The sequence below is a fragment of the Paenibacillus sp. Pae15 genome (assembly GCF_024519685.1).
GTDB classification, from domain to species: Bacteria; Bacillota; Bacilli; order Paenibacillales; family NBRC-103111; genus Paenibacillus_G; species Paenibacillus_G naphthalenovorans.
In genome coordinates this window covers 79,301-99,132 of record NZ_JALJRM010000010.1, presented here as the reverse complement: position 1 = coordinate 99,132, position 19,832 = coordinate 79,301, and the positions used below count along the sequence as shown (strand labels likewise).

The 19,832-nt window shown below is 50.1% G+C and carries 20 protein-coding genes and 1 other annotated feature; of the genes, 1 reads left to right on the top strand and 19 read right to left on the bottom strand.

Going from position 1 to position 19,832, the window contains the following annotated elements; genetic code table 11:
- Positions 1–6 precede the first annotated feature (6 nt).
- The 8 genes from NR121_RS10850 to lspA form a co-directional block, all read right to left on the bottom strand.
- Positions 7–990 (bottom strand): siderophore ABC transporter substrate-binding protein, encoded by a 984-nt coding sequence (locus NR121_RS10850; protein ID WP_054818082.1) that lies wholly within the window; start codon positions 988–990, stop codon positions 7–9.
- Positions 991–1,098: 108 nt separating this feature from the next.
- On the bottom strand, positions 1,099–1,857 hold the full coding sequence (locus tag NR121_RS10845; protein ID WP_062407692.1) for an iron ABC transporter ATP-binding protein: 759 nt from the start codon (positions 1,855–1,857) through the stop codon (positions 1,099–1,101).
- The gene (locus NR121_RS10840; protein ID WP_256831190.1) at positions 1,851–2,801 is read right to left on the bottom strand and encodes an iron chelate uptake ABC transporter family permease subunit; all 951 of its coding nucleotides are present in this window, start codon (positions 2,799–2,801) and stop codon (positions 1,851–1,853) included. Before NR121_RS10840 ends, NR121_RS10845 begins: the two co-directional genes overlap by 7 nt.
- On the bottom strand, positions 2,791–3,744 hold the full coding sequence (locus tag NR121_RS10835; protein WP_256831189.1) for an ABC transporter permease: 954 nt from the start codon (positions 3,742–3,744) through the stop codon (positions 2,791–2,793). The genes NR121_RS10840 and NR121_RS10835 overlap by 11 nt, the downstream gene beginning before the upstream one ends.
- A gap of 274 nt (positions 3,745–4,018) precedes the next feature.
- The gene (locus NR121_RS10830) at positions 4,019–5,584 is read right to left on the bottom strand and encodes an AraC family transcriptional regulator (protein ID WP_256831188.1); all 1,566 of its coding nucleotides are present in this window, start codon (positions 5,582–5,584) and stop codon (positions 4,019–4,021) included.
- A 144-nt stretch (positions 5,585–5,728) separates the two neighbouring features.
- Positions 5,729–6,898: an aminotransferase A gene (locus tag NR121_RS10825; RefSeq protein ID WP_256831187.1), complete on the bottom strand. Its 1,170-nt coding sequence runs from the start codon at positions 6,896–6,898 to the stop codon at positions 5,729–5,731.
- Between the two features lie 16 nt (positions 6,899–6,914).
- Positions 6,915–7,865, bottom strand: a complete 951-nt coding sequence (locus NR121_RS10820; RefSeq protein WP_137670507.1) for an RluA family pseudouridine synthase — start codon at positions 7,863–7,865, stop codon at positions 6,915–6,917.
- Positions 7,866–7,868: 3 nt separating this feature from the next.
- The gene (lspA, locus tag NR121_RS10815) at positions 7,869–8,390 is read right to left on the bottom strand and encodes a signal peptidase II (protein WP_074726955.1); all 522 of its coding nucleotides are present in this window, start codon (positions 8,388–8,390) and stop codon (positions 7,869–7,871) included.
- Positions 8,391–8,501: 111 nt separating this feature from the next.
- Here lspA and NR121_RS10810 point away from each other — a divergent pair, with 111 nt between their 5' ends.
- Positions 8,502–9,266 (top strand): TraR/DksA C4-type zinc finger protein, encoded by a 765-nt coding sequence (locus NR121_RS10810; RefSeq protein ID WP_054818079.1) that lies wholly within the window; start codon positions 8,502–8,504, stop codon positions 9,264–9,266.
- 55 nt (positions 9,267–9,321) lie between these two features.
- Here NR121_RS10810 and ileS read toward each other — a convergent pair whose 3' ends face one another.
- The 11 genes from ileS to spoIIGA form a co-directional block, all read right to left on the bottom strand.
- Complete coding sequence (gene ileS / locus NR121_RS10805) at positions 9,322–12,090, bottom strand: isoleucine--tRNA ligase (protein WP_256831199.1); 2,769 nt, start codon at positions 12,088–12,090, stop codon at positions 9,322–9,324.
- A gap of 56 nt (positions 12,091–12,146) precedes the next feature.
- Positions 12,147–12,420: a binding site (T-box leader), on the bottom strand.
- 120 nt (positions 12,421–12,540) lie between these two features.
- Positions 12,541–13,020: a DivIVA domain-containing protein gene (locus NR121_RS10800; RefSeq protein ID WP_054818078.1), complete on the bottom strand. Its 480-nt coding sequence runs from the start codon at positions 13,018–13,020 to the stop codon at positions 12,541–12,543.
- 100 nt (positions 13,021–13,120) lie between these two features.
- Positions 13,121–13,900, bottom strand: a complete 780-nt coding sequence (locus tag NR121_RS10795) for a YlmH family RNA-binding protein (RefSeq protein WP_054818077.1) — start codon at positions 13,898–13,900, stop codon at positions 13,121–13,123.
- Positions 13,901–13,945: 45 nt separating this feature from the next.
- Entirely contained in the window at positions 13,946–14,215 is a 270-nt protein-coding gene (locus NR121_RS10790; RefSeq protein WP_062407672.1) for a YggT family protein, read from the bottom strand.
- Between the two features lie 20 nt (positions 14,216–14,235).
- Positions 14,236–14,658, bottom strand: a complete 423-nt coding sequence (locus NR121_RS10785) for a cell division protein SepF (protein ID WP_256831186.1) — start codon at positions 14,656–14,658, stop codon at positions 14,236–14,238.
- Between the two features lie 30 nt (positions 14,659–14,688).
- Entirely contained in the window at positions 14,689–15,372 is a 684-nt protein-coding gene (locus NR121_RS10780; protein ID WP_256831198.1) for a YggS family pyridoxal phosphate-dependent enzyme, read from the bottom strand.
- 83 nt (positions 15,373–15,455) lie between these two features.
- On the bottom strand, positions 15,456–16,328 hold the full coding sequence (pgeF, locus tag NR121_RS10775; protein ID WP_054818102.1) for a peptidoglycan editing factor PgeF: 873 nt from the start codon (positions 16,326–16,328) through the stop codon (positions 15,456–15,458).
- A gap of 133 nt (positions 16,329–16,461) precedes the next feature.
- Positions 16,462–16,761 (bottom strand): YlmC/YmxH family sporulation protein, encoded by a 300-nt coding sequence (locus tag NR121_RS10770; protein WP_054818101.1) that lies wholly within the window; start codon positions 16,759–16,761, stop codon positions 16,462–16,464.
- A 147-nt stretch (positions 16,762–16,908) separates the two neighbouring features.
- Positions 16,909–17,691, bottom strand: a complete 783-nt coding sequence (sigG, locus tag NR121_RS10765; RefSeq protein WP_054818100.1) for an RNA polymerase sporulation sigma factor SigG — start codon at positions 17,689–17,691, stop codon at positions 16,909–16,911.
- 171 nt (positions 17,692–17,862) lie between these two features.
- Positions 17,863–18,585 carry an RNA polymerase sporulation sigma factor SigE gene (sigE, locus tag NR121_RS10760; RefSeq protein WP_062407662.1) on the bottom strand — a complete coding sequence of 241 codons (723 nt, stop codon included), beginning with the start codon at positions 18,583–18,585 and terminating at the stop codon, positions 17,863–17,865.
- Positions 18,586–18,736: 151 nt separating this feature from the next.
- Complete coding sequence (gene spoIIGA, locus NR121_RS10755; RefSeq protein ID WP_054818074.1) at positions 18,737–19,645, bottom strand: sigma-E processing peptidase SpoIIGA; 909 nt, start codon at positions 19,643–19,645, stop codon at positions 18,737–18,739.
- Between the last annotated feature and the right edge of the window lie 187 nt (positions 19,646–19,832).

Here is a 19,832-nt window from a genome sequence, read left to right as displayed (position 1 = left end):
TTTTCCTTATTTTAAGCCAGCTTCCACTTCTTTAGCCATTTCCGCTACCGATATTAACCCGCCGCCGGAAAGATACCAATAGTTAGGATCCAGATAAACGATCGTTCCGTTTTGGTAAGCTTTGGTCTTTTTCACCAGCTCATTTTCAATCACCTGCTTGGCCGGCGATTCGTTGCCGACAGCGGCATCCCGGTCAATCACAAACAGGTAGTCCGGATTTTTTTCAACGATAAATTCGAAGGAAATGCTTTGGCCGTGAGTGGAAACTTCAATATTTTTCTCCACAGGAGCAAACCCGAGCACATCATGAATAAGACCAAACCGGGAACCCGGTCCATAAGCGCTGACTTTCCCGCCGGTAACCAAAACGATTAAACCGTTTTTACCGCTTGCCGTTGCTTTTTCCTTGACATTATTGATCGTAGCGTCAATTTTGGCAAGCTCTTCCTCGACAGCGGAGGCTTTATCGAAAATCGATCCCAGCAACGTCATATTTTGCTTGAAGGACTCCATATATTTGGCGTTATCCACGCCTACAAAAATCGTTGGACCAATCTTCGACAGCTCTTGATAAGCCTCGGATTGTCTGCCGGAAATGATAATTAAGTCCGGACCAATCTGATTGATTTTTTCAAAGTCAGGCTCTTTCAAACTGCCTACATTCACATATTTTGCATCCTGATATTTGGACAGATAAGGAGGAATGTTCGCTTGAGGTACGCCTGTCACTTGAACCCCCAGCTTGTCTAAAGTATCTAAAGTGCCAAAGTCAAAAACAACGACTTTCTGAGGATTTTTCTTGACCTTGGTTTCGCCCAGCTGGTGCTTGATCGTCAATTCTTCATCAACCTTCGGTGCCGGGGCTCCATCGGAGCTGCCGTTAGAAAGGTTTGCAGCCGTATCGGTCGTTCCGCCGCCCGTCGTACCGCACGCGGTAAAAACAACGGCCAGCAGCACGGTCAAGAAAATCAAAGAAAGCTTTTTACTCATTCATGTCACTCTCCTAAACAAATGGTTTTATGAATTACATTGATGATGCTTCAACATGGGACTCATGATGAATACCACCAAAATAATGCCTGAAAAATACCGGATCGATTAAGCAAAATAAACACAAATTTTATTCTGGTTGATATCCTCTATGTGAATATCCATGTCATAGACTTCTTTCAATACCGACGGATGGATGATGTCATCCGTATCTCCCACTTTAACGACCTTCCCGTCTTTAAGAGCGACGATGTAGTCGGAATAGCAGGAGGCAAAATTGATGTCATGGATGACCAGAACAATGGTTTTGCCCAGTTCGTCTACCATTCTTCTCAACACTTTCATAATTTGAACGGAATGCTTCATATCCAGATTGTTCAGCGGTTCATCCAAAAGGATATATTCTGTATTTTGGGCGATGACCATCGCAATAAACGCCCTTTGCCTTTGCCCGCCGCTTAATTGATCAAGATATTTATGCTGTATATCCTCCAGCTCCATATAACGGATCGCCTCATCGACATACTCCAGATCCTCCTTGGACAGCTTTCCTTGGGAATAGGGGAAGCGTCCGAATGAAACCAATTCTCTGATCGTCAAACGGATATTGATATGGTTGGATTGTTTCAAGATCGATATTTTCTTGGCGAGCTCGCCGCTCTTCCAGCGGCCGATTTCCTGACCGTCAATGAAAATTTCTCCGCGATCCTTCGGAATCAGACGGCTGATCATGGACAAGACCGTGCTTTTTCCCGCTCCGTTAGGTCCGATTAAAGAAGTGATCCTCCCTTTGGGGATGCTGATACAAACATCGTCGACCACCGATTTATTGCCGTATTGTTTAGATACTTCCCTTACTTCTACCACGACTTATTCTCCTTCAATAGAAGATAAATAAAGTAAACGCCGCCTATGAAATTGATAATCACGCTTAACGTCGTAGAGAAGGTGAATACCCTCTCGACAATCAATTGACCTCCTACCAAGGCAATCACGCTAACGAGAATGGAGCCTGAAATCAGATAGGTATGCCTGTACGTTTGTATAAATTGATGGACGATATTCACAACCAGCAAGCCCAGGAATGTGATCGGGCCGACTAAAGCGGTCGAAATGGAGATCAGCACGGCTACGATGATCAGCAGTCTTTTGACAACCAGATCGTAGGGAATCCCCAAATTGACGGCATGCTCTTTGCCTAGCGACAGTACATCCAGGAACTTGGCATATTTCATAAAATAAACGGCTGTCGCCAAGACCACCAGGAACGAGATCAAAAGAAGATCCGTATTGATATTATTGAAGCTGGCAAACATCCGGTCCTGCACCACCATAAACTCATTGGGATCGATGAGCATTTCCATGAATGACGAAAGGTTCGAAAATAGCGTCCCGAATATAAACCCGACCAGCAGCAAAAAATAGATGTGCTGCCCTTCTTTTCTGAACAGAAATTTATACAAGACTCCCGCAAACAGGATCATCGCCCCGACCGAGATGAGGAATTGAACGTTGCTGTTCATCATCGTGAGCGTCGTCGCGCCGAACAAATAAACCACAGAAGTTTGAACCAACAGATATAACGAATCCAACCCGATCATAGAAGGCGTCAATATCCGGTTGTTGGTGATCGTTTGAAATACCACCGTAGAAAAAGCGATGGCAGCGCCAGTCAGCATAATCGCAAGAATCTTTTTGAGCCTTCGGGGAAGGACATAATCCCAATTGGATCCGGCATCGATGAATAAATACAAGATTACTAACAGGACCGCAGCCATTGCCAGAAAACCAAGCTTGCCTCTATAAGCCATGTGCCTTTCTCCTCTTGAGTAAATAAAGAAAAATACCGCTTCCGATCACGCCGACCGTAAGGCCTATGGAAATTTCATACGGATAAATAATGACCCGGCCGAGGATGTCGCAAAATAATACAAACACAGCTCCCAATAAAGCGGTATGAGAAAGGTTTTTTTTCAGATGATCTCCCTGATAAATCGTCACGATGTTAGGGATAATGAGACCCAGGAACGGTAACATGCCGACCGTAAGCAGCACGACAGAGGATACGGCCGCTACAATGATCAAGCCTATGTATACCACCTGTTTGTAATTCAGTCCCAAATTGACGGAAAATTCCTCACCCATCCCCGCAATCGTAAACCGGTTGGCGAACAAATAAGCGATGACCACCAACGGAACACTGATATACAACAGCTCATAGCGCCCCGTCATCATCATGGAAAAATCCCCGTGAAGCCATGTGGAAATACTTTGAATGAGATCATGCTTATAGGCAAAAAACGTAGTGATCGAGCCCAAAATATTTCCAAACATAAGGCCAACAAGAGGGATGAATATCGTATCCTTCATCTTCACTTTGTCTAAAATTTTCATGAACATCAGCGTTCCGAGCAGCGCAAAAACAAAAGCGACAAGCATCTTTTGCAAAGGAGTGGCTGAAGAAAAAATCAGCATGGACACCAGTATGCCTAATCGGGCCGCGTCCATCGTTCCGGCTGTCGTCGGGGATACGAATTTGTTTTGAGTCAGCTGCTGCATAATCAGACCAATGATGCTCATGCTGGCACCTGCGATAATAATACTTATTAACCGGGGCAGCCTGCTGTCCATCAGGATGTGGGCTTGGTCCTCGGATAAATGGAATATATCCAGGATCGAGATGTTCTTAACCCCGATAAATACGGATGTGACGGATAAGACGACGAGAGCGAGCAGTAAGTATCTTTTTTTCATAACGGTTCCTTACTCGATAAATTAGGATTACGCGCTTTAAAATCAATAAAGATAATCATTCTCAATTTGATCCCAAAAAAAATGATGCTGAGCGGTCACCGTCATCATGGAACGGCTGCCTATTGCAATTTTTCGCTGCCCTCCCTATAAAAAGCATCATAACAAGCACGTATGCAATCGATGATTACAAGTGATAATGATTATCACTTTTTCTATTTTACATAAATTCTCCTCAACATGAATGGATATTTCTTCTTTGGAGTATGGATTTTCCTCATTTCCCCGAGGTTAGCAGCAGTTGATTAACGGTTTGATCAAGCAAGCTTTCGTGCATGGAAGGATTGTACAACAAGGGTTCAACATAACGTATAAAAAGACAGTGCTTCTTCTTCCCGTTCCGTTTAAGCCGCCGCCATTCTTCCTCCAGCTTTGCACAGTAATCGTCTGAAGCCGTGGACGGCACCAAAAACAGGACATTATTGCAATCCAGCGACGCCACCTCGCCAAGCGTCATGACTTCATGAAAGTTGACCTTATTGGCCTGGGCAGGCGGCGTAACCTGCAGCTCGTCGTAAAACAGATCTCTCATTTTTTTGTGCTGCATACCAAACACGCGAAACTGTTCCTCGAACGAACCGACCAATAAAAAGGGTTCGTCCCCCAACTGCCGGCGAATATGAAATTTTGCGTTTTCCACCTTCATATCAAAATAAGCCAGCCACCGCTCGGCAACGGTTGACAGACCCAGAATCCCGCTGATTTTCAGCAGCCGCTCCTTCCAGGACATCCCTTTCCAATGAAGCATGACGACCGGGGCGATTTTGCATAATCTCCGGTACAAATCTTCCGGTACGGGAGAGCAAAAAATAAGCTCAGGCCTGCAGCTTTCGATTTGGTGCAAATATTTCTCCGGGTGATCCGACCAGCCTCTTCTTAACGTAAGCTTCGGTGTAATACCAAGAACGGATAAATCGCCCTGAAATACCGGAGATAAATTGGCAATGCGTATTTTGGCGCACGCGGCATATTCCGTCGGCGACATCCCCATATGCTTTTTAAACACCCTGCTAAAGTATAATTCATCGGAATAACCGACGGAGTGCGCCACTTCCATGACCGATGACGGCGTATTCGCCAGCAGGCATAGCGAGGCATTCAATCGGATCGTGGTCATGAATTTGTGCGGGGTGAGCCCTGTATGCCTCCTGAAAGACTGATAAAATCGATTGGGGCTTACCCCCGACAGACGGGCGATCTCTTCAATATCCATCGGCGTATTATAGTGTTCAAGCATATACCGTTTGGTCTGTTCCACGTAATCGGTCAGAACGTCATCCACTGCCCCCGGCTTTTGAATATAGGTCATCAATGAGGAAACCATTGCGTATAAATGCGATTGCAGCTGGTAGAACAGCACCGGCTCATCGTCACCGCAGTCACTCATGAAATCTTGAATCCAATGGCGGATTTGCGGCATCCTAAAGCTGTATAAGTGAAATTCATCCGAAGGCCTGAAAGGTCGGGCCGATGGCGCCGGTATGGATAAGCGGCTCCAATCCCATTCAAACCGGATTATGATGACTTGGGAAGCCGCAGCTCCCCGATTCTCAATCGTACACTGGCAGTGCGGAGGAATGAAAAATAATTCCCCGCTCCACACTTTGCCTGACCGGCGTCTGCTCTCCGATTCCAGAGTCACCTTCAAGCTTTCCTGCATGACGAAGCCGAAAATTGATACATGATCGGCAGACAGCTCTATGTTTTGCAGACTGTCCAGTTTAAACTCCTCTGTCCCCATATAATGCAGAGAAGACTTACGAACAGGTTGTACAGGTCTCAAAGGCTTCACTCCTTGACAGTCAGAATGGCTTGATTCTTATGAAAATGATTATCATCTTCAATTATATCAAAAAAATACCCCGCCACAACACTCTTTCAGTGTATCGCGGGGCTTCTTATCAACATTGTTAAATGATGTTCATTTTTATCTGCCTTGCTGCTTAACGAACTTTTCCAGCCGTTCCATCCCCTGTTCCAATACTTCCATGCTGTATGCATAGGAAATACGGACATATCCTTCGCCATAAATGGAAAAGGCATCGCCGGGTACAACAGCCACTCGCTGCTCTTCCAGCAGCTTCATTGTGAAGTCCATGGATGACAACCCGAACCGCTCGATGGAAGGAAATAAATAAAAAGCTCCCTCCGGTCTGTCCAACTCAAACCCCATGCCAATCAGCCGGTCATACACATAATCGCGCCGCTTCCGGTATTCTTCTTTCATCGGCTGCGCATCGTCCATTCCCGAGGTCAACGCCTCTACCGCGGCATACTGGCTGATCGAACTGGCGCAGGTGACATTATATTGATGCACTTTGACCATGTGCTGCGACAAATAAGCGGGCGCCAGCGTGAAGCCGATCCGCCAGCCGGTCATCGAATGCGATTTGGACAATCCGTTGATCACGATCGTTTTGTCCCGCATGCCCGGCAAAGCGGCAATCGACCGATGAGGCGCGTCGTAAATCAGCTCGCTGTAGATTTCATCGGATATGACGAAAATATCCCGCTGCGCAAGCAGCCGCGCCATCTCCGACAGCTCCGTTTCCGACAGGACGCGACCTGTAGGATTGGACGGATAGCACAAGATGATGCATCTCGTCTTCCCGGTGATATGCGGCTCCAGCAGCTCCGCCGTCAGCTTGAAGCCGTTGGCCCGTGTATCCACGTATACGGGAACGCCCCCGCACAGGCGAACCAATGGCTCATATCCCGGATAAATCGGTCCGGGCAGAATCACCTCGCTGCCTTCGTCCAGAATCGTACGCAGCGTAATATCGAGCGCTTGACTTGCGCCCGTAGTTATAATGACTTCATCCGCCGCACCGTACGTTAACCCGTACTTTTTCTCGATAAAAGCGCTGGCTGCCTGTCTCAGCTCCAGAATACCCGGATTAGGGGTATAAGTGGTCCGGTGGTCTGTAATAGCTTGCTCGGCAGACCGCAAAATATGCTCCGGCGTCGGAAAATCGGGCTGGCCGATCGTGAGTGTGATCGCATCCTTATAGGTCGCCACCAGATTGGATATTTTGCGGATGCCGGATATTTGAATGTCCTTGACTCTCGGATTAACTAGACGCTCTAAATGCTCCATGTCCGTTTCTCTTCCTCTACCTTGTTTTTAATACTTCGAGTACGCTCACCATATCCTCCGGCATCGGAGCTTCAAACTGCAGTGATTCTCCCGTCCGCGGATGCTCGAAACCAAGCACGGCGGCATGAAGCGCCTGGCCTTCCATATGGACTCCCCTGCTTTTCGACGGGCCGTAAACCGGATCGCCCACCAGCGGGTGGCCGATAAATTTCATATGTACCCGAATCTGGTGCGTCCTCCCCGTTTCCAGCTTCAGCTCGAGCAGGGTGTAATCCTTGAAACGTTCGATGACGGCAAAATGAGTGACCGCATGCTTGCTGTTTCGTTCCGTAACCGTGTACAGCTTGCGATCCTTCGGATCGCGGCCGATCGGAGCATCCACCGTACCATTATCATGGGGCACGTTCCCATGAACAAGCGCCAAGTATTTGCGGTTCACCGTATGAGCCTTCAGCTGCTCGGCAAGACTATTGTGGGCCAGATCATTCTTGGCCGCCATCAACAGCCCCGACGTATCTTTATCGATGCGATGAACGATCCCCGGACGCATGATGCCGTTAATACCAGACAAATCCTTGCAGTGGTAGAGCAGCGCATTCACCAGCGTCCCTCCCGGATGTCCCGGTGCCGGGTGCACAACCATCCCGCGCGGCTTATTGACCACAATCACATCGGAATCTTCGTAGACGACCTCAATCGGAATGGCCTCCGGCGCCAACTCCAGCTCCTCAGGCTCCGGCATCATCAGCACAACGGTATCTCCATCCGACAATTTATAATTGGGCTTTACGGTCTTTCCATTGACGGTGACATGTCCGTCTTTGACCCACTGCTGCACCTGTGTACGGGATACTTCTTCCTCCAATACTTCCGTCAGGAACTTATCAATTCTTTCTCCCGCTTCTTCAGGCTCGGCAATCCATTCAAACCGGTTGTCCGAGGATTCACGTTCTTCCCCTATGCTCATGATTTACGCATCTCCGCCTTCCGTATTGCTTTGTGCATTTTGTTTGCTTTCCTGACGCCAGCTGATGAACGAATCTACGAAAATCAGTACAACGCCGATGACAATGGCCATATCGGCCACATTAAAAATCGGATAAGTATAATCTACAGGAGTACCGAACCAGTTAAATTGAAACCGGAACATCAAAAAGTCAACCACTTCACCGAATAACGCCCGATCGATAAAATTGCCAAGTGCGCCGCCAAGCAGCAGGCTCAAAGCAAACGGGAGCAGCTTTTTGCCTTCCTTTACCGTTTTTTGCAGGTACCAGATCACTCCTACGGCAACACCGATCGTGATCACAATAAAAAACCAGCGCTGATCCTGCAAAATGCCAAAGGCGGCGCCGCGGTTCCGATGTGACGTGATCTGAAAAAACTCGCCGATGACTGAACGAACTTCTCCCAGCGCCATTTGGCTGACAATGATCCATTTGGTTGCCTGATCCAGCAGCAGCACGATCAATGCGTAGATGTAATATTTCAACGTACCAGCTCCTTTATCCGTTTCCGTGCTAACAACGATTCCCTTGCCTAAGAACAGCCGGAACCGTGAAAAATAACGTTACTTGCGATTGTGTAAAAAGGAGGCTACTCAATGACGAGCGGACCCGTACCATCCCATTCGCTTACAGCGCAGCAGCTTCAGGAATTGACGAACACGCTGCGTGAAGAGAAGCATTGGCTCGAAGAGCATTTGCAAGACGGCGAACATTTCGGTTTGGGCAACGAGATGCGTGTCCAAACCGGTGATCTGTCCACCAATGACAACCATCCCGCCGATTTGGGCACCGAGATGTTCGAACGCGGCAAAGACATTGCGCTGCTCGAGAACGCCGAGCGTCATCTGTCCGACATCAAAGAGGCGCTTCAACGTATTCAGGACGGCACTTACGGGGTATGCCGAACATGCGGCGCGCCGATTCCGTTCGAACGTCTGCAGGCGGTCCCGACAGCAGCGTACTGCGTCGATCACGTACCGGATCCGCACGCGTCCGACCGTCGTCCGGCAGAGGAGGAGCTGCTGGCTCCGCCTTTCGGACGCACCAGCCTTGACGAGCTTTCCAAAGAGAATTCATTCGACGGCGAGGACGCCTGGCAAATTGTAGAAAGCTGGGGCTCGTCCAACTCTCCGGCCATGGCCGAGAACCCGAATGAAGCGGACAGCTATAACGAAATGGAAATCGAGGCCGATGAAGCCGTCGGCTATGTGGAACCGTTCGAAAGCTTTTTGGCCACCGACATGTACGGTCAGCATGTCACTGTTGTCCGCAATAAAGCTTATAAAGATTATATGCGAAGCGGTGAAGGCTATGGGCTGCTTGAGCCGGATCGAACCCTGGAGGACGAGGATAAGTCCTAGAAATAACGAGCTTATCCTTGGGTTTGATTCCCTCGGATCAGCTCGTTGATCTGTTTTACGCTTCTACACCCGACTCCAAAACTTCGGCACAACGTTTGCAAAGCGAAGGATGCGTTTCATGATGGCCGACTTCCGGCGTGACGATCCAGCAGCGTTCGCACTTCTCGCCTTCCGCTACGGAAATGCTCACCGACATGCCTTTATAGGCATGAGCGTCCTCCGGAATCGCAGCGCCGGCCTCATGCACATGTACGGCCGATACGATAAACAGCAGATCCAGCCGGTCGAAGCCGCTCAAAAACTGCTGCGTCTCCTGATCCGGGTACAAATGAACCGCCGCGCTGAGCGAATTTCCAATCAGCTTAGCCTTACGGGCCTCCTCAAGCGACTTCAGCACGTCGTCGCGCAGTTCCGTGAACTTCTCCCACTTCTCTTCCAGCTGGCCGTCAAACAAGCTTCTGTCCACCTGCGGAAGCTCTGCGATTTGTACGCTGGGCAGCTCTATTCCGGGGATATAGTTCCAAACCTCATCGGCCGTATGCGGCAAAATCGGTGCGATCAATTTAGTTATTGCCGTGAGGGCATCATATAATACGGTTTGTGCCGCTCTTCTTTGCGGATCCTTCGGCGCGCTCGCATACAGACGATCCTTCAGAATATCGAGATAGAAGGCGCTCATCTCCACCGCGCAGAAATGGTGCACAGCCTGATAGACCACATGGAATTCATAGTTGTCGTATGCTTCGATGACACGTTCTGCCATCCGGTGCAATCGCACCAGCGCATAACGGTCCAGCTCGTTCATTTGATCCACGCTTACCCGGTCTGTCGCCGGGTTGAAATCATATAGATTCCCGAGCAAGAACCGGAGCGTATTACGGATTTTGCGGTATCCTTCGGAAATTTGGTTCAGGATGTTATCCGAGATGCGCACGTCCGACTGGTAATCCGTAGACGATACCCACAAACGCAAAATGTCGGCGCCCAGCTTATTCGATACCTGGTTCGGATCTACCGTGTTGCCCAGCGATTTGGACATTTTGCGGCCTTCTCCATCCAGCGTAAAGCCATGGCTCAAAATTCCTTTGTACGGTGCAGAGCCCTTGACCGCCACCGAGGTAATCAACGAAGAGTTGAACCAGCCGCGGTATTGGTCCGAGCCTTCCAGGTACAGATCCGCAGGCCACTGCAGCTCTTCGCGCGTTTCCAGTACAGCGGAATGGCTTGAACCGGAATCGAACCAGACATCCATAATGTCGGTTTCCTTGCGGAAATGATCGTGCCCGCATTTCGAACATACGGTCCCGTCCGGAAGCAGCTGTTTCTCATCCTTCAAGAACCAGGCATTGGAGCCTTCCCGTTCAAAAATCAATGCCACATGCTCAATCGTCGCTTCGCTGACCAGGGGCTCGCTGCAGCTCCGGCAGTAGAAAATCGGGATCGGAACGCCCCAGGCGCGCTGCCGTGAAATACACCAGTCTCCACGGTCGGCAATCATGTTATGCAGGCGGGTTTCCCCCCACTCCGGCGTCCATTTGAGTCTTTTGATTTCATCCAGCATGGCCTGGCGGAATCCGTCGACAGACGCAAACCACTGTTCCGTAGCACGGAAAATCACCGGTTTTTTCGTCCGCCAATCGTGCGGATATTGGTGCTGGATCGTGGTCATATGAAGCAGATGCCCGGATTCCTGCAGCTTCTCCGTGATGATCTTATTTCCTTTTTCATAAAACAGCCCTTCAAAGCCCGGGGCCTCCGAAGTAAAATGCCCCTGATCATCTACAGGACAAAGCACGCCGAGGTTGTATTTTTGCCCGATCACAAAGTCGTCCTCGCCGTGGCCCGGCGCCGTGTGCACACATCCGGTACCGGCATCTAGCGTTACGTGCTCGCCAACCATCACAAGTGAAGTACGGTCATAAAACGGATGCTTGCAGAGTACATATTCCAGCTCGCTTCCCTTTAGGGTGGACAATACCTTAACATCGGTCCAGCCGATTTCCTTGGAGACAGCTTCCAGAAGTCCTTGGGCCAGCACATATTTTTTGCCGCCGGTTTCCACCAGAGCATAATCGAAATCCGGGTGAAGGCTGATCCCCAGGTTAGCGGGAAGTGTCCATGGCGTTGTGGTCCAGATGACGATGGACGCATCCTCCGGAAGCTTGCCCTTACCGTCCTTCACTTCAAAAGCAACATAGATCGAAGTGGACGTTTTGTCTTTGTACTCGATTTCAGCTTCCGCCAGGGCGCTTTCGGACGACGGAGACCAATAGACCGGCTTCAGCCCTTTATAGATATAGCCTTTATTCACCATTCCGCCGAAAACGCGGATTTGCTGCGCCTCATACTTCGGCTGAAGCGTGATGTAAGGGTTGTTCCAATCCCCGCGGATCGAAAGACGCTTGAACTGGGCCTTTTGCTTTTCAACCCATTCCAAGGCATACGCTTTACAGTAGTCCCGGAATTCGGGCACGCTCATCTTCTTCCGGTCAACCTTGCCGCTGTTGGCAATCGCCTGCTCGATCGGCAGCCCATGCGTATCCCAGCCGGGCACGTAAGGAGCGTCATAGCCCTGCATCGTTTTGAAGCGGACGATAATATCCTTGATGATCTTGTTTAACGCATGACCTATATGAATATCGCCGTTCGCATACGGCGGGCCGTCGTGCAGTATAAACTTCGGTTTGCCTTTACGGCTCTCCTGAACCATACGATAAATGTCCATTTCTTCCCAGCGCTGCTGCATCTTCGGTTCGGCCTGCGGCAGATTTCCGCGCATCGGAAAATCGGTCTGCAGCAGGTTCAATGTTTTGCCATAATCCATTGCCATTGCACCATTCACTCCTTACTTGATATAAACGCAAAAAAGACTTCTTATCCCTTAGGGACGAGAAGTCTCGCGGTACCACCCAAATTAAGACACAAACGAATACAGGGCGATCGCTTGACCATTCAAGCCAGCCAACCTGCCCTTTCACCGAAGCGTCTTCGCTCCATGATCGATAACGGGATCAGCCGATGCTCTTTACTTCTAATCGGTTCAAGAGATGCTCATGGGTGATATTCCTTCGCCGCCAAAGTCCGGGCTCGCACCAACCCCCGGTTCGCTGACATCAGCTTGACGCCAAGTACTCGTCCCAATCATCGCTTTCACTCATGTTCACTTATAGAGTGGAGTATAGCGGAAATCAGCGGCGGCGTCAACATCCGAGTGCAGCTCCGGTCAAAAACAGGCATGAACCCGGGTGCAGCCGTATATGTCACTGGCTTTGCTTTATGGCTGCTCTACTTCCATGCGTTCGAGAGAAGTCCAGTCTTCTTTGCTGAGCAGTTCCAGCTGCGCCTCAATCAGCGTGCGGAAACGCGTGCGATAAATCGACGCCTGTTTTTTCAGCTCCTCGGTTTCCATGGCGATTTTGCGTGTCTTCGAGAGGGCTTCGTTGATGATGCGGTCTGCATTCTTCTCCGCTTCCTTAAGGATCAGCTGCGCTTCCTTCTTCGCATTCGTCTTGACTTCATCGGCCGCTTCCTGCGCGACGATGATGGTCTTGCTTAACGTTTCTTCAATGTTGGCAAAATGATCCAGCCGTTCTTGAATCGCGTTCAGCTGATTCTGCAATTCTTTATTTTCACGGATTAACACTTCATAATCCTTGATCACCTGATCCAAAAACTCATTGACTTCATCCTCATCATAACCGCGAAATGACCGTTTGAATTCCTTATTATGTATGTCGAGCGGGGTTAAAGCCATTGTTGCACCTCCTGCAAATTTAGCAACCAACCTAATCACGTATTGCTATATTCGACAATTGACTGCAATTTCCTGCAATCGCAAACAAAAAAAAATCGGCTTAAGCATACTTGCCGATTTTCACGCGGTACCTTCCCTTTTTGGTCACACCCTCGACCTCAAGCAGCTTGAAGCGTCCGAAGCCCTGAAGAGATACGACATCCCCTTGTTTTAGCGGCTTGCTCGGATCTTCCACCTGCTTCCAGTTAACCTTGCACCGCCCCGCTTTAATCGGGATCAGCACTTTGGCGCGACTCAACCGGTATACATCACTGACAATACCGTCCAGGCGCAGTGAAGCGACCGACAGGCTCATCTCGTCCAGCTTGACCTCTGTGCTGATAAGACGGTCCAAAGGCAGCAGCTCGGTTTGCACATGCACACGATGGACAGCGTTCAGGTTCAGCCGGATATAATCGGCGACCTCGGCGGCGGCGAGAAAATGGCAGCCGTCCGGTCGGACATAGATGTCGCCCACCTTATCGCGCTTGATGCCAAGCCCTAAGATCGCTCCCATATAGTCCCCGTGATCGAGCTGCTGCAGCTTCTCGTCGGGCGAAGTCACTCCGATCAGGCAAATGCCCATGTCTTCGTCGTCCAATACGCGGTAATCCGGAGCGATGAATGCCCGTTTGCGCTCGGCGCCGGGATGGCCTCCGTCAAAGCGCACGTGAACATCTGCACTCCGGTTCACCAGCGACGTAACGATAAATGCCTGGCGCGGGTCCAAAAAATCGGTAAGTTTGACAGCGTGCTGCTCCGCCCGCTCCACCCATTCGGCCGCTTTGTCCACAAACCGGTGTTCATCCGGATGGAAGTGGGCATAAATATGTTCATTCATTCGTCAAAATCTCCTTCGTCTCCATGCACCGTTCCGCCCGATGGCTTAAAAAATAGCGGACACGATCGCGACAATCCCTTCGCCAACGAACCGGAGTGCAATCAGCGCCACGATCGGAGAAATATCGATCATCCCGCCAATGGGCGGAATAAAGCGGCGGAAGATGCTCAAATACGGCTCGCACAGCTTTCCCAGAAATTCTCCGATAAAGCTTTCCCGCGCATTCGGCAGCCAGGAGAGCAGAACATAGGCGATGAGTACGTATTGGTAGATATCGACCAGAGTGCGTATGTAACCCTCAATCAAGCTGTTCACCTCGTTTTGTTTAGTGGGGGCTATCCTTCGTCATGATTCATGGTTTCCGAGATCGAACCGTGAATTTCTACGGTATCCGGAGTACACAAAAAGATGTTGGGGCCAATTTTCGATATCGAGCCGCTCAGTGCGTACACGGTTCCGCTCAAAAAATCGACGATCCGGGTCGCCTGGTCCGGACGAACGCGATGCAAATTGACCACCACCGGACGCCGGTAGCGCAAATGATCGGCAATTTCCTGCGTCTCTTCATAGGTGCGCGGCTCGTTCAGCACGACCCGGACATTTTTTTGCGAGTGAATGCTCACAACGTTCCCCTTATGTTTACGTGTATCCTGCGCCGGGGTTTCAACTTCTTCATGCTGTTCTACGATACGTTCGCGCTCCACTACTTCTTCTTCCTGCAAACCGATTAAATTCATGAATTTGTTCATGACGCCCATGTCCACTCCTCCTTCGTATTTCTTACAGCCTCACTCTTTTCCCACCAGAATAGAACCGAGACGCACCCAAGTCGCCCCTTCTTCAACCGCGACTTCAAAGTCGTTGGACATCCCCATCGATAGGTGACCGACTTCGTAATCGAGCAATCCTTCCCGATTCAGTCGATCGCGCCACTCTCTTAACCCCCGGAATACGGGACGGGTTTGCTCCGGCTCCGTCTCATAAGGCGCCATTGTCATTAAACCTGCAATTCGGATATGGCGATATTCGCGAATTTCTTTGACGAAGTCGAACAGCGCTTCCGGCTCCAGACCGTATTTGGTTTCTTCCCCGGAGACGTTAAGCTGGATGAAGCACGGCATCTCCATTCCCAGGGAAGCCGCTTTCTTTTCTATTTCTTTGGCAAGCGACAGCCTGTCCAATGAATGAATGTAGGCGAACCGGCCGACAACATCCTTGACTTTATTCGTTTGCAGATGGCCTATGAAATGCCAAGTCCCCCGATCGCCGAAAGCTTCCCATTTGGCCGCGGCATCCTGCCAGCGGTTTTCTCCGATATCGGTCAGCCCTTGCTGCAGAACCTGCCCCGTTGCAGCCAGCGACACGTACTTGGTGACGGCGATGATCCTCACCTCTTGCGGATCTCTTCCCGCCCGCGTGCACGCCGCAGCAATCTTTCCTTTTACCTCGTTTAAGCGAGCTTGCAATTCCAATGTCATTGTAAAGATTCACCTACCTCCCGGCTTGCGTCAAGCGTGAGTTCAAAAGCCCCGAATGGGAAGATCCTCAAACCGGCTTATTCCCGCAAACCGATCCATGCGGCCATGCGGCCCGTTGACCCGCCATTCTTGCGGTGCGAGTAAAACAGATCGAGCCGACAGCTTGTGCATAAACCACTTATTTCGATATTTGATGGCAAAATTCCTGCTTTTATCATAATTTGTCGGTTTATTTGTTGCAAGTTTAAATTATATTTTCCGTTCGGTTTTCGGGTATACAGCGGAGGGACTTCCCCTATGGCTTCATCTTTGTACCTCAACCCCGGCTCTCCGATCACTTTGTCCATCCGCACAATGACTGCATCGTCCACTTCATAGCAGCACATGCCAATGGAAGGCCCGATGGCCGCCTTCAGCTCGCGGGGCTTTGTGCCATATGCGGCGCTCATCGCCTCAGTAACGGCCTTGGCAATCTCCAGCGCCGTCCCTTTCCAGCCCGCATGAGCCAATCCTACAGCCTTATGTACCGGATCATAAAAGTACAGCGGCACACAATCGGCAAAAAGTGCATGCAGGTAAACTCCCGACTCGTTGGTGATAAAGCCGTCTTTGTCCTGTAGCGCTCCTTCTCTGGAATCATGGCCCGCTCCACGCTGCCGCCTCGTTACCACTTGGACCTCTTTGCCGTGCACCTGCTCTGCGTAGGTACAGGACTCAAAAGGCACGGCAAGCGCTCCGGCCAGCCGTCTGCGGTTCTCCACCACATCCTCCGGAGCATCCGCCACATGGAGCCCGCAATTCAAGCTATCATAATCCCCCCGGCTGACTCCGCCGATCCGTGTCGTAAATCCGGCGGTCAGCCTGGGATTTAAGCGCATAAAACCGGTAAGCAGCAGCAGTCCGCAGCCATTATCGGCCTTGACAAGTTCGAAAGGCTCCGACGTTTGCATCAACATCCATCCCCCTGCTGTCAGAATATTAACAAGTATACACGAAACGGAAAAAAAGAACATCCTGTCCTGCTGTCAGCCGGGACAGGAATCCTTCAAACCAGTTTCCTAAGCCTCCACGATCCGGTTCCGTTTAATCGCGGTGCTGCCGATAATATTCATAAGCAAAATTCGTCTCGTCATGCCGGCGGTAGCTTGGAATATCCTCCAGCTTGACCAGTACGACATCCATTCCGATCTTCACAATGTTTTCCCACGGTATGATCACATCCCCGCCGCCGCTAAGCAGGCCGAAAAAACGCGTTCCGCTCGGCACCACGACGGCATCAATCCGGCCATGCCACAAATCGAGCTCCAGGTCGCTGATCTGCCCCAGCTTTTTGCCGTCTACAATATTGATGACATCCTTCATTTGAAGGTCGGATATTTTCATGCTGTTATCCACCACCGTGAAGACTTGGTTATTTGAACCAGCCTTTTTTACTATATATATGAGAAACCTCTGCAAAATACCTTACCGGCACAAAAAAAGACCGTTCCCTTCAATCGGGGCAGGTCGGATTTTCGATCGAAAGTCATTTTAGTTTTTAACGTGCTTTTGCATTTGCGAGATCGCCGACTTCTCCAGCCGCGATACTTGCGCCTGAGAAATGCCGATCTCGTCGGCCACCTCCATCTGGGTCTTCCCGTCGAAAAAACGCATGGACAATATCATCTTCTCACGGTCATTGAGCTTGTGCAGCGCCTCCCGAAGCGCGATGCCTTCGATCCAGGAAACGTCTTTATTGCGGTCATCGCTGATTTGGTCCATGACATAGATCGGATCGCCGCCGTCATGGTAGATCGGTTCGAACAACGATACCGGATCCTGAATAGCATCAAGCGCGAATACCACATCCTCCTTCGGTACGTTCAGCACCTCGGAAATTTCATATATCGTCGGTTCGCGCGAATTTTGATTCGTAAGCTGATCCCTTACCTGCAGCGCTTTATAAGCGATGTCACGCAAGGACCGGGAAACTCGAATCGGGTTGTTGTCCCGTAAATAACGGCGAATTTCACCGATAATCATCGGTACCGCATACGTTGAAAACTTCACATTTTGGCTCAAATCAAAATTATCAATCGCCTTCATCAGTCCAATACATCCTACTTGAAACAGATCGTCGACAAATTCCCCGCGGTTATTGAAGCGCTGAATCACACTCAGCACCAGCCTGAGGTTGCCGTTGACTAATTTCTCTCTTGCAGATCGTTCATGATTCGTTTGCAGCTGAACGAAAAGTTCACGCATTTCCGCATTGGTCAAAACCGGAAGCTTAGCCGTATCGACGCCGCATATTTCGACTTTGTTTCGGGTCACCGCGATTACCTCCCAAGGAGAAACATTACTGTTAATTATCTCCTGGGGACGCATTTTTATGCGCAAGCCTACGACCTCCCGACGCGCCTGCGGGGAACACCAAATCGACCAAAGTCATATCCCGCAAGGAAGATTTCGCTTTCACGGAAAACGAAAAATTTTTTTACCAGTTTACACCATTTTGTTGAATTCTTTGCGCAGCCGCTTAATAATGCGTTTTTCCAAACGGGAAATATAGGACTGTGAAATGCCCAGCATATCCGCTACATCCTTTTGTGTCTTTTCCTGGCCGTCCTGCAAACCAAAACGCAGCTCCATGATGATCCGCTCCCGTTCCGACAGCTTATCGAGCGCTTTATGCAGCAGCTTACGGTCTACCTGCTCCTCGATATTGCGGTAGATCGTATCGTTCTCGGTTCCAAGCACATCGGACAGCAGCAGTTCATTGCCATCCCAATCGATATTCAAAGGCTCGTCGAACGACACCTCCGTACGGATCTTGCTGTTGCGGCGCAGGTACATTAAAATTTCATTCTCGATACAGCGGGATGCATAGGTGGCCAATTTAATCTTTTTTTCCGGGTCGAACGTATTTACGGCCTTAATCAAACCAATCGCACCGATCGATACGAGGTCTTCAATGTTAATCCCGGTATTCTCAAATTTGCGTGCGATGTAAACCACGAGCCGGAGATTTCGTTCAATCAGCATCCCTCGTATGGCCGCATCACCGGACGGAAGCTTCTCCAGCAAATATTCTTCCTCTTCGCGGGTAAGCGGGGGCGGAAGCGCTTCGCTTCCTCCGATGTAGTATATTTCTTCTCCCTTTAACCCCAGCAGCAGCAAAAGACGGAAATACGCGATCTGCATCATCAGCTTCCACTTGACTAACATATTAAACCTTCCTCCTACCCTGAATGTCTTCTCAGGTTGGCCGTCCCGCTCATCTGTGCATTCGTCTGGTGTTTCCGAGCGATATGGCCACCTAATCGGTACAGTTGATTTATGCGGACCGGGCGAGAACCGGGACGACCGTTCCTGAAAATCAAGGCCGGTCAATTTCCATAAGCGCAGGATGAATGATGGCTTGATAGGCATTGTCTGAGCTGAGCCTCCCGCCGTCCAGACCGATCAAAACCTTCGTCGCCTCGATCTGTTTGCCTTCAGTTGTGATGACGACCCGATCCGGTTTGATCGCCAGCATAAATTGCGTACTGCGGTTCACCCCCCGATAAGGGACCAGCCGAAGCCGATCCTGCCATATAAAAGGCTCCGTTCCGATCAACGAAACCAATTGATCGACTTCCGCACGCCGGATTTTGGCCATCCACGTTTCCGGCAAGTGCTCTCCCCATTGTGCGGCCTCCATCACCATTACAGGCGTCTTGGTTAAGGGGTCGTACAGCTGATTTCCCGTATCAATCAGTCCGGTACAGCTGGAAGCATAATCGTCGATATGTACATCCACTTTCACTGTAAACGCCGCCAGCTCCTGCTTCCGCCTGAGCGCCTGCGTCACCTGCCGATAAATCCATACGGTAAAAGGGATCGAAAACAGCAGCAGCGGGAGCGTCACCTTGAGATCACGGCTGATCAAAATCCCTTGCACAAATTCGCCCGACGATTGCCAAAAGTACACACACCCGACAACCCCGCCGGCCGCAGCAAAATTAATAAGGTAAAAGGCTCCGAGATTTCTGACAAAATGCTGTAATCCTCCAAATCCGAATGCCGTGAGCAGCATCAGCAAGGACAACACAAACTTGACCGCAAACGTGTATAAGAACGATAACGGCGGGAAAAACAGCAGGATGGCGTAGCTGCCGCCGATCGCCGCGGAAAGCGCGAGTCTCCACCAGCGAAAGCTGAGCTTGCGCGACCAGGCTGTCGTCCATAGCAAAATGCCGTCAATCAACACGTTAAACAGGAAAATGACATCGATATACACGATCATTTCCCGTAACCTCCTGCCATCTGCCCCTTCTCCGTCGCGAATGAGACAAGTATATAGCAATCCTATTCCAAAGTCTGTCTAAACATGCCGATAGCGGGTGACTTTTTTTGTCGTATAGCGGAAGGGTATGAAAAGTTCGCCAGGAGAAAGCAAGAGCTTGGTGTAGTCACGCTGGAATAAAAAAAGC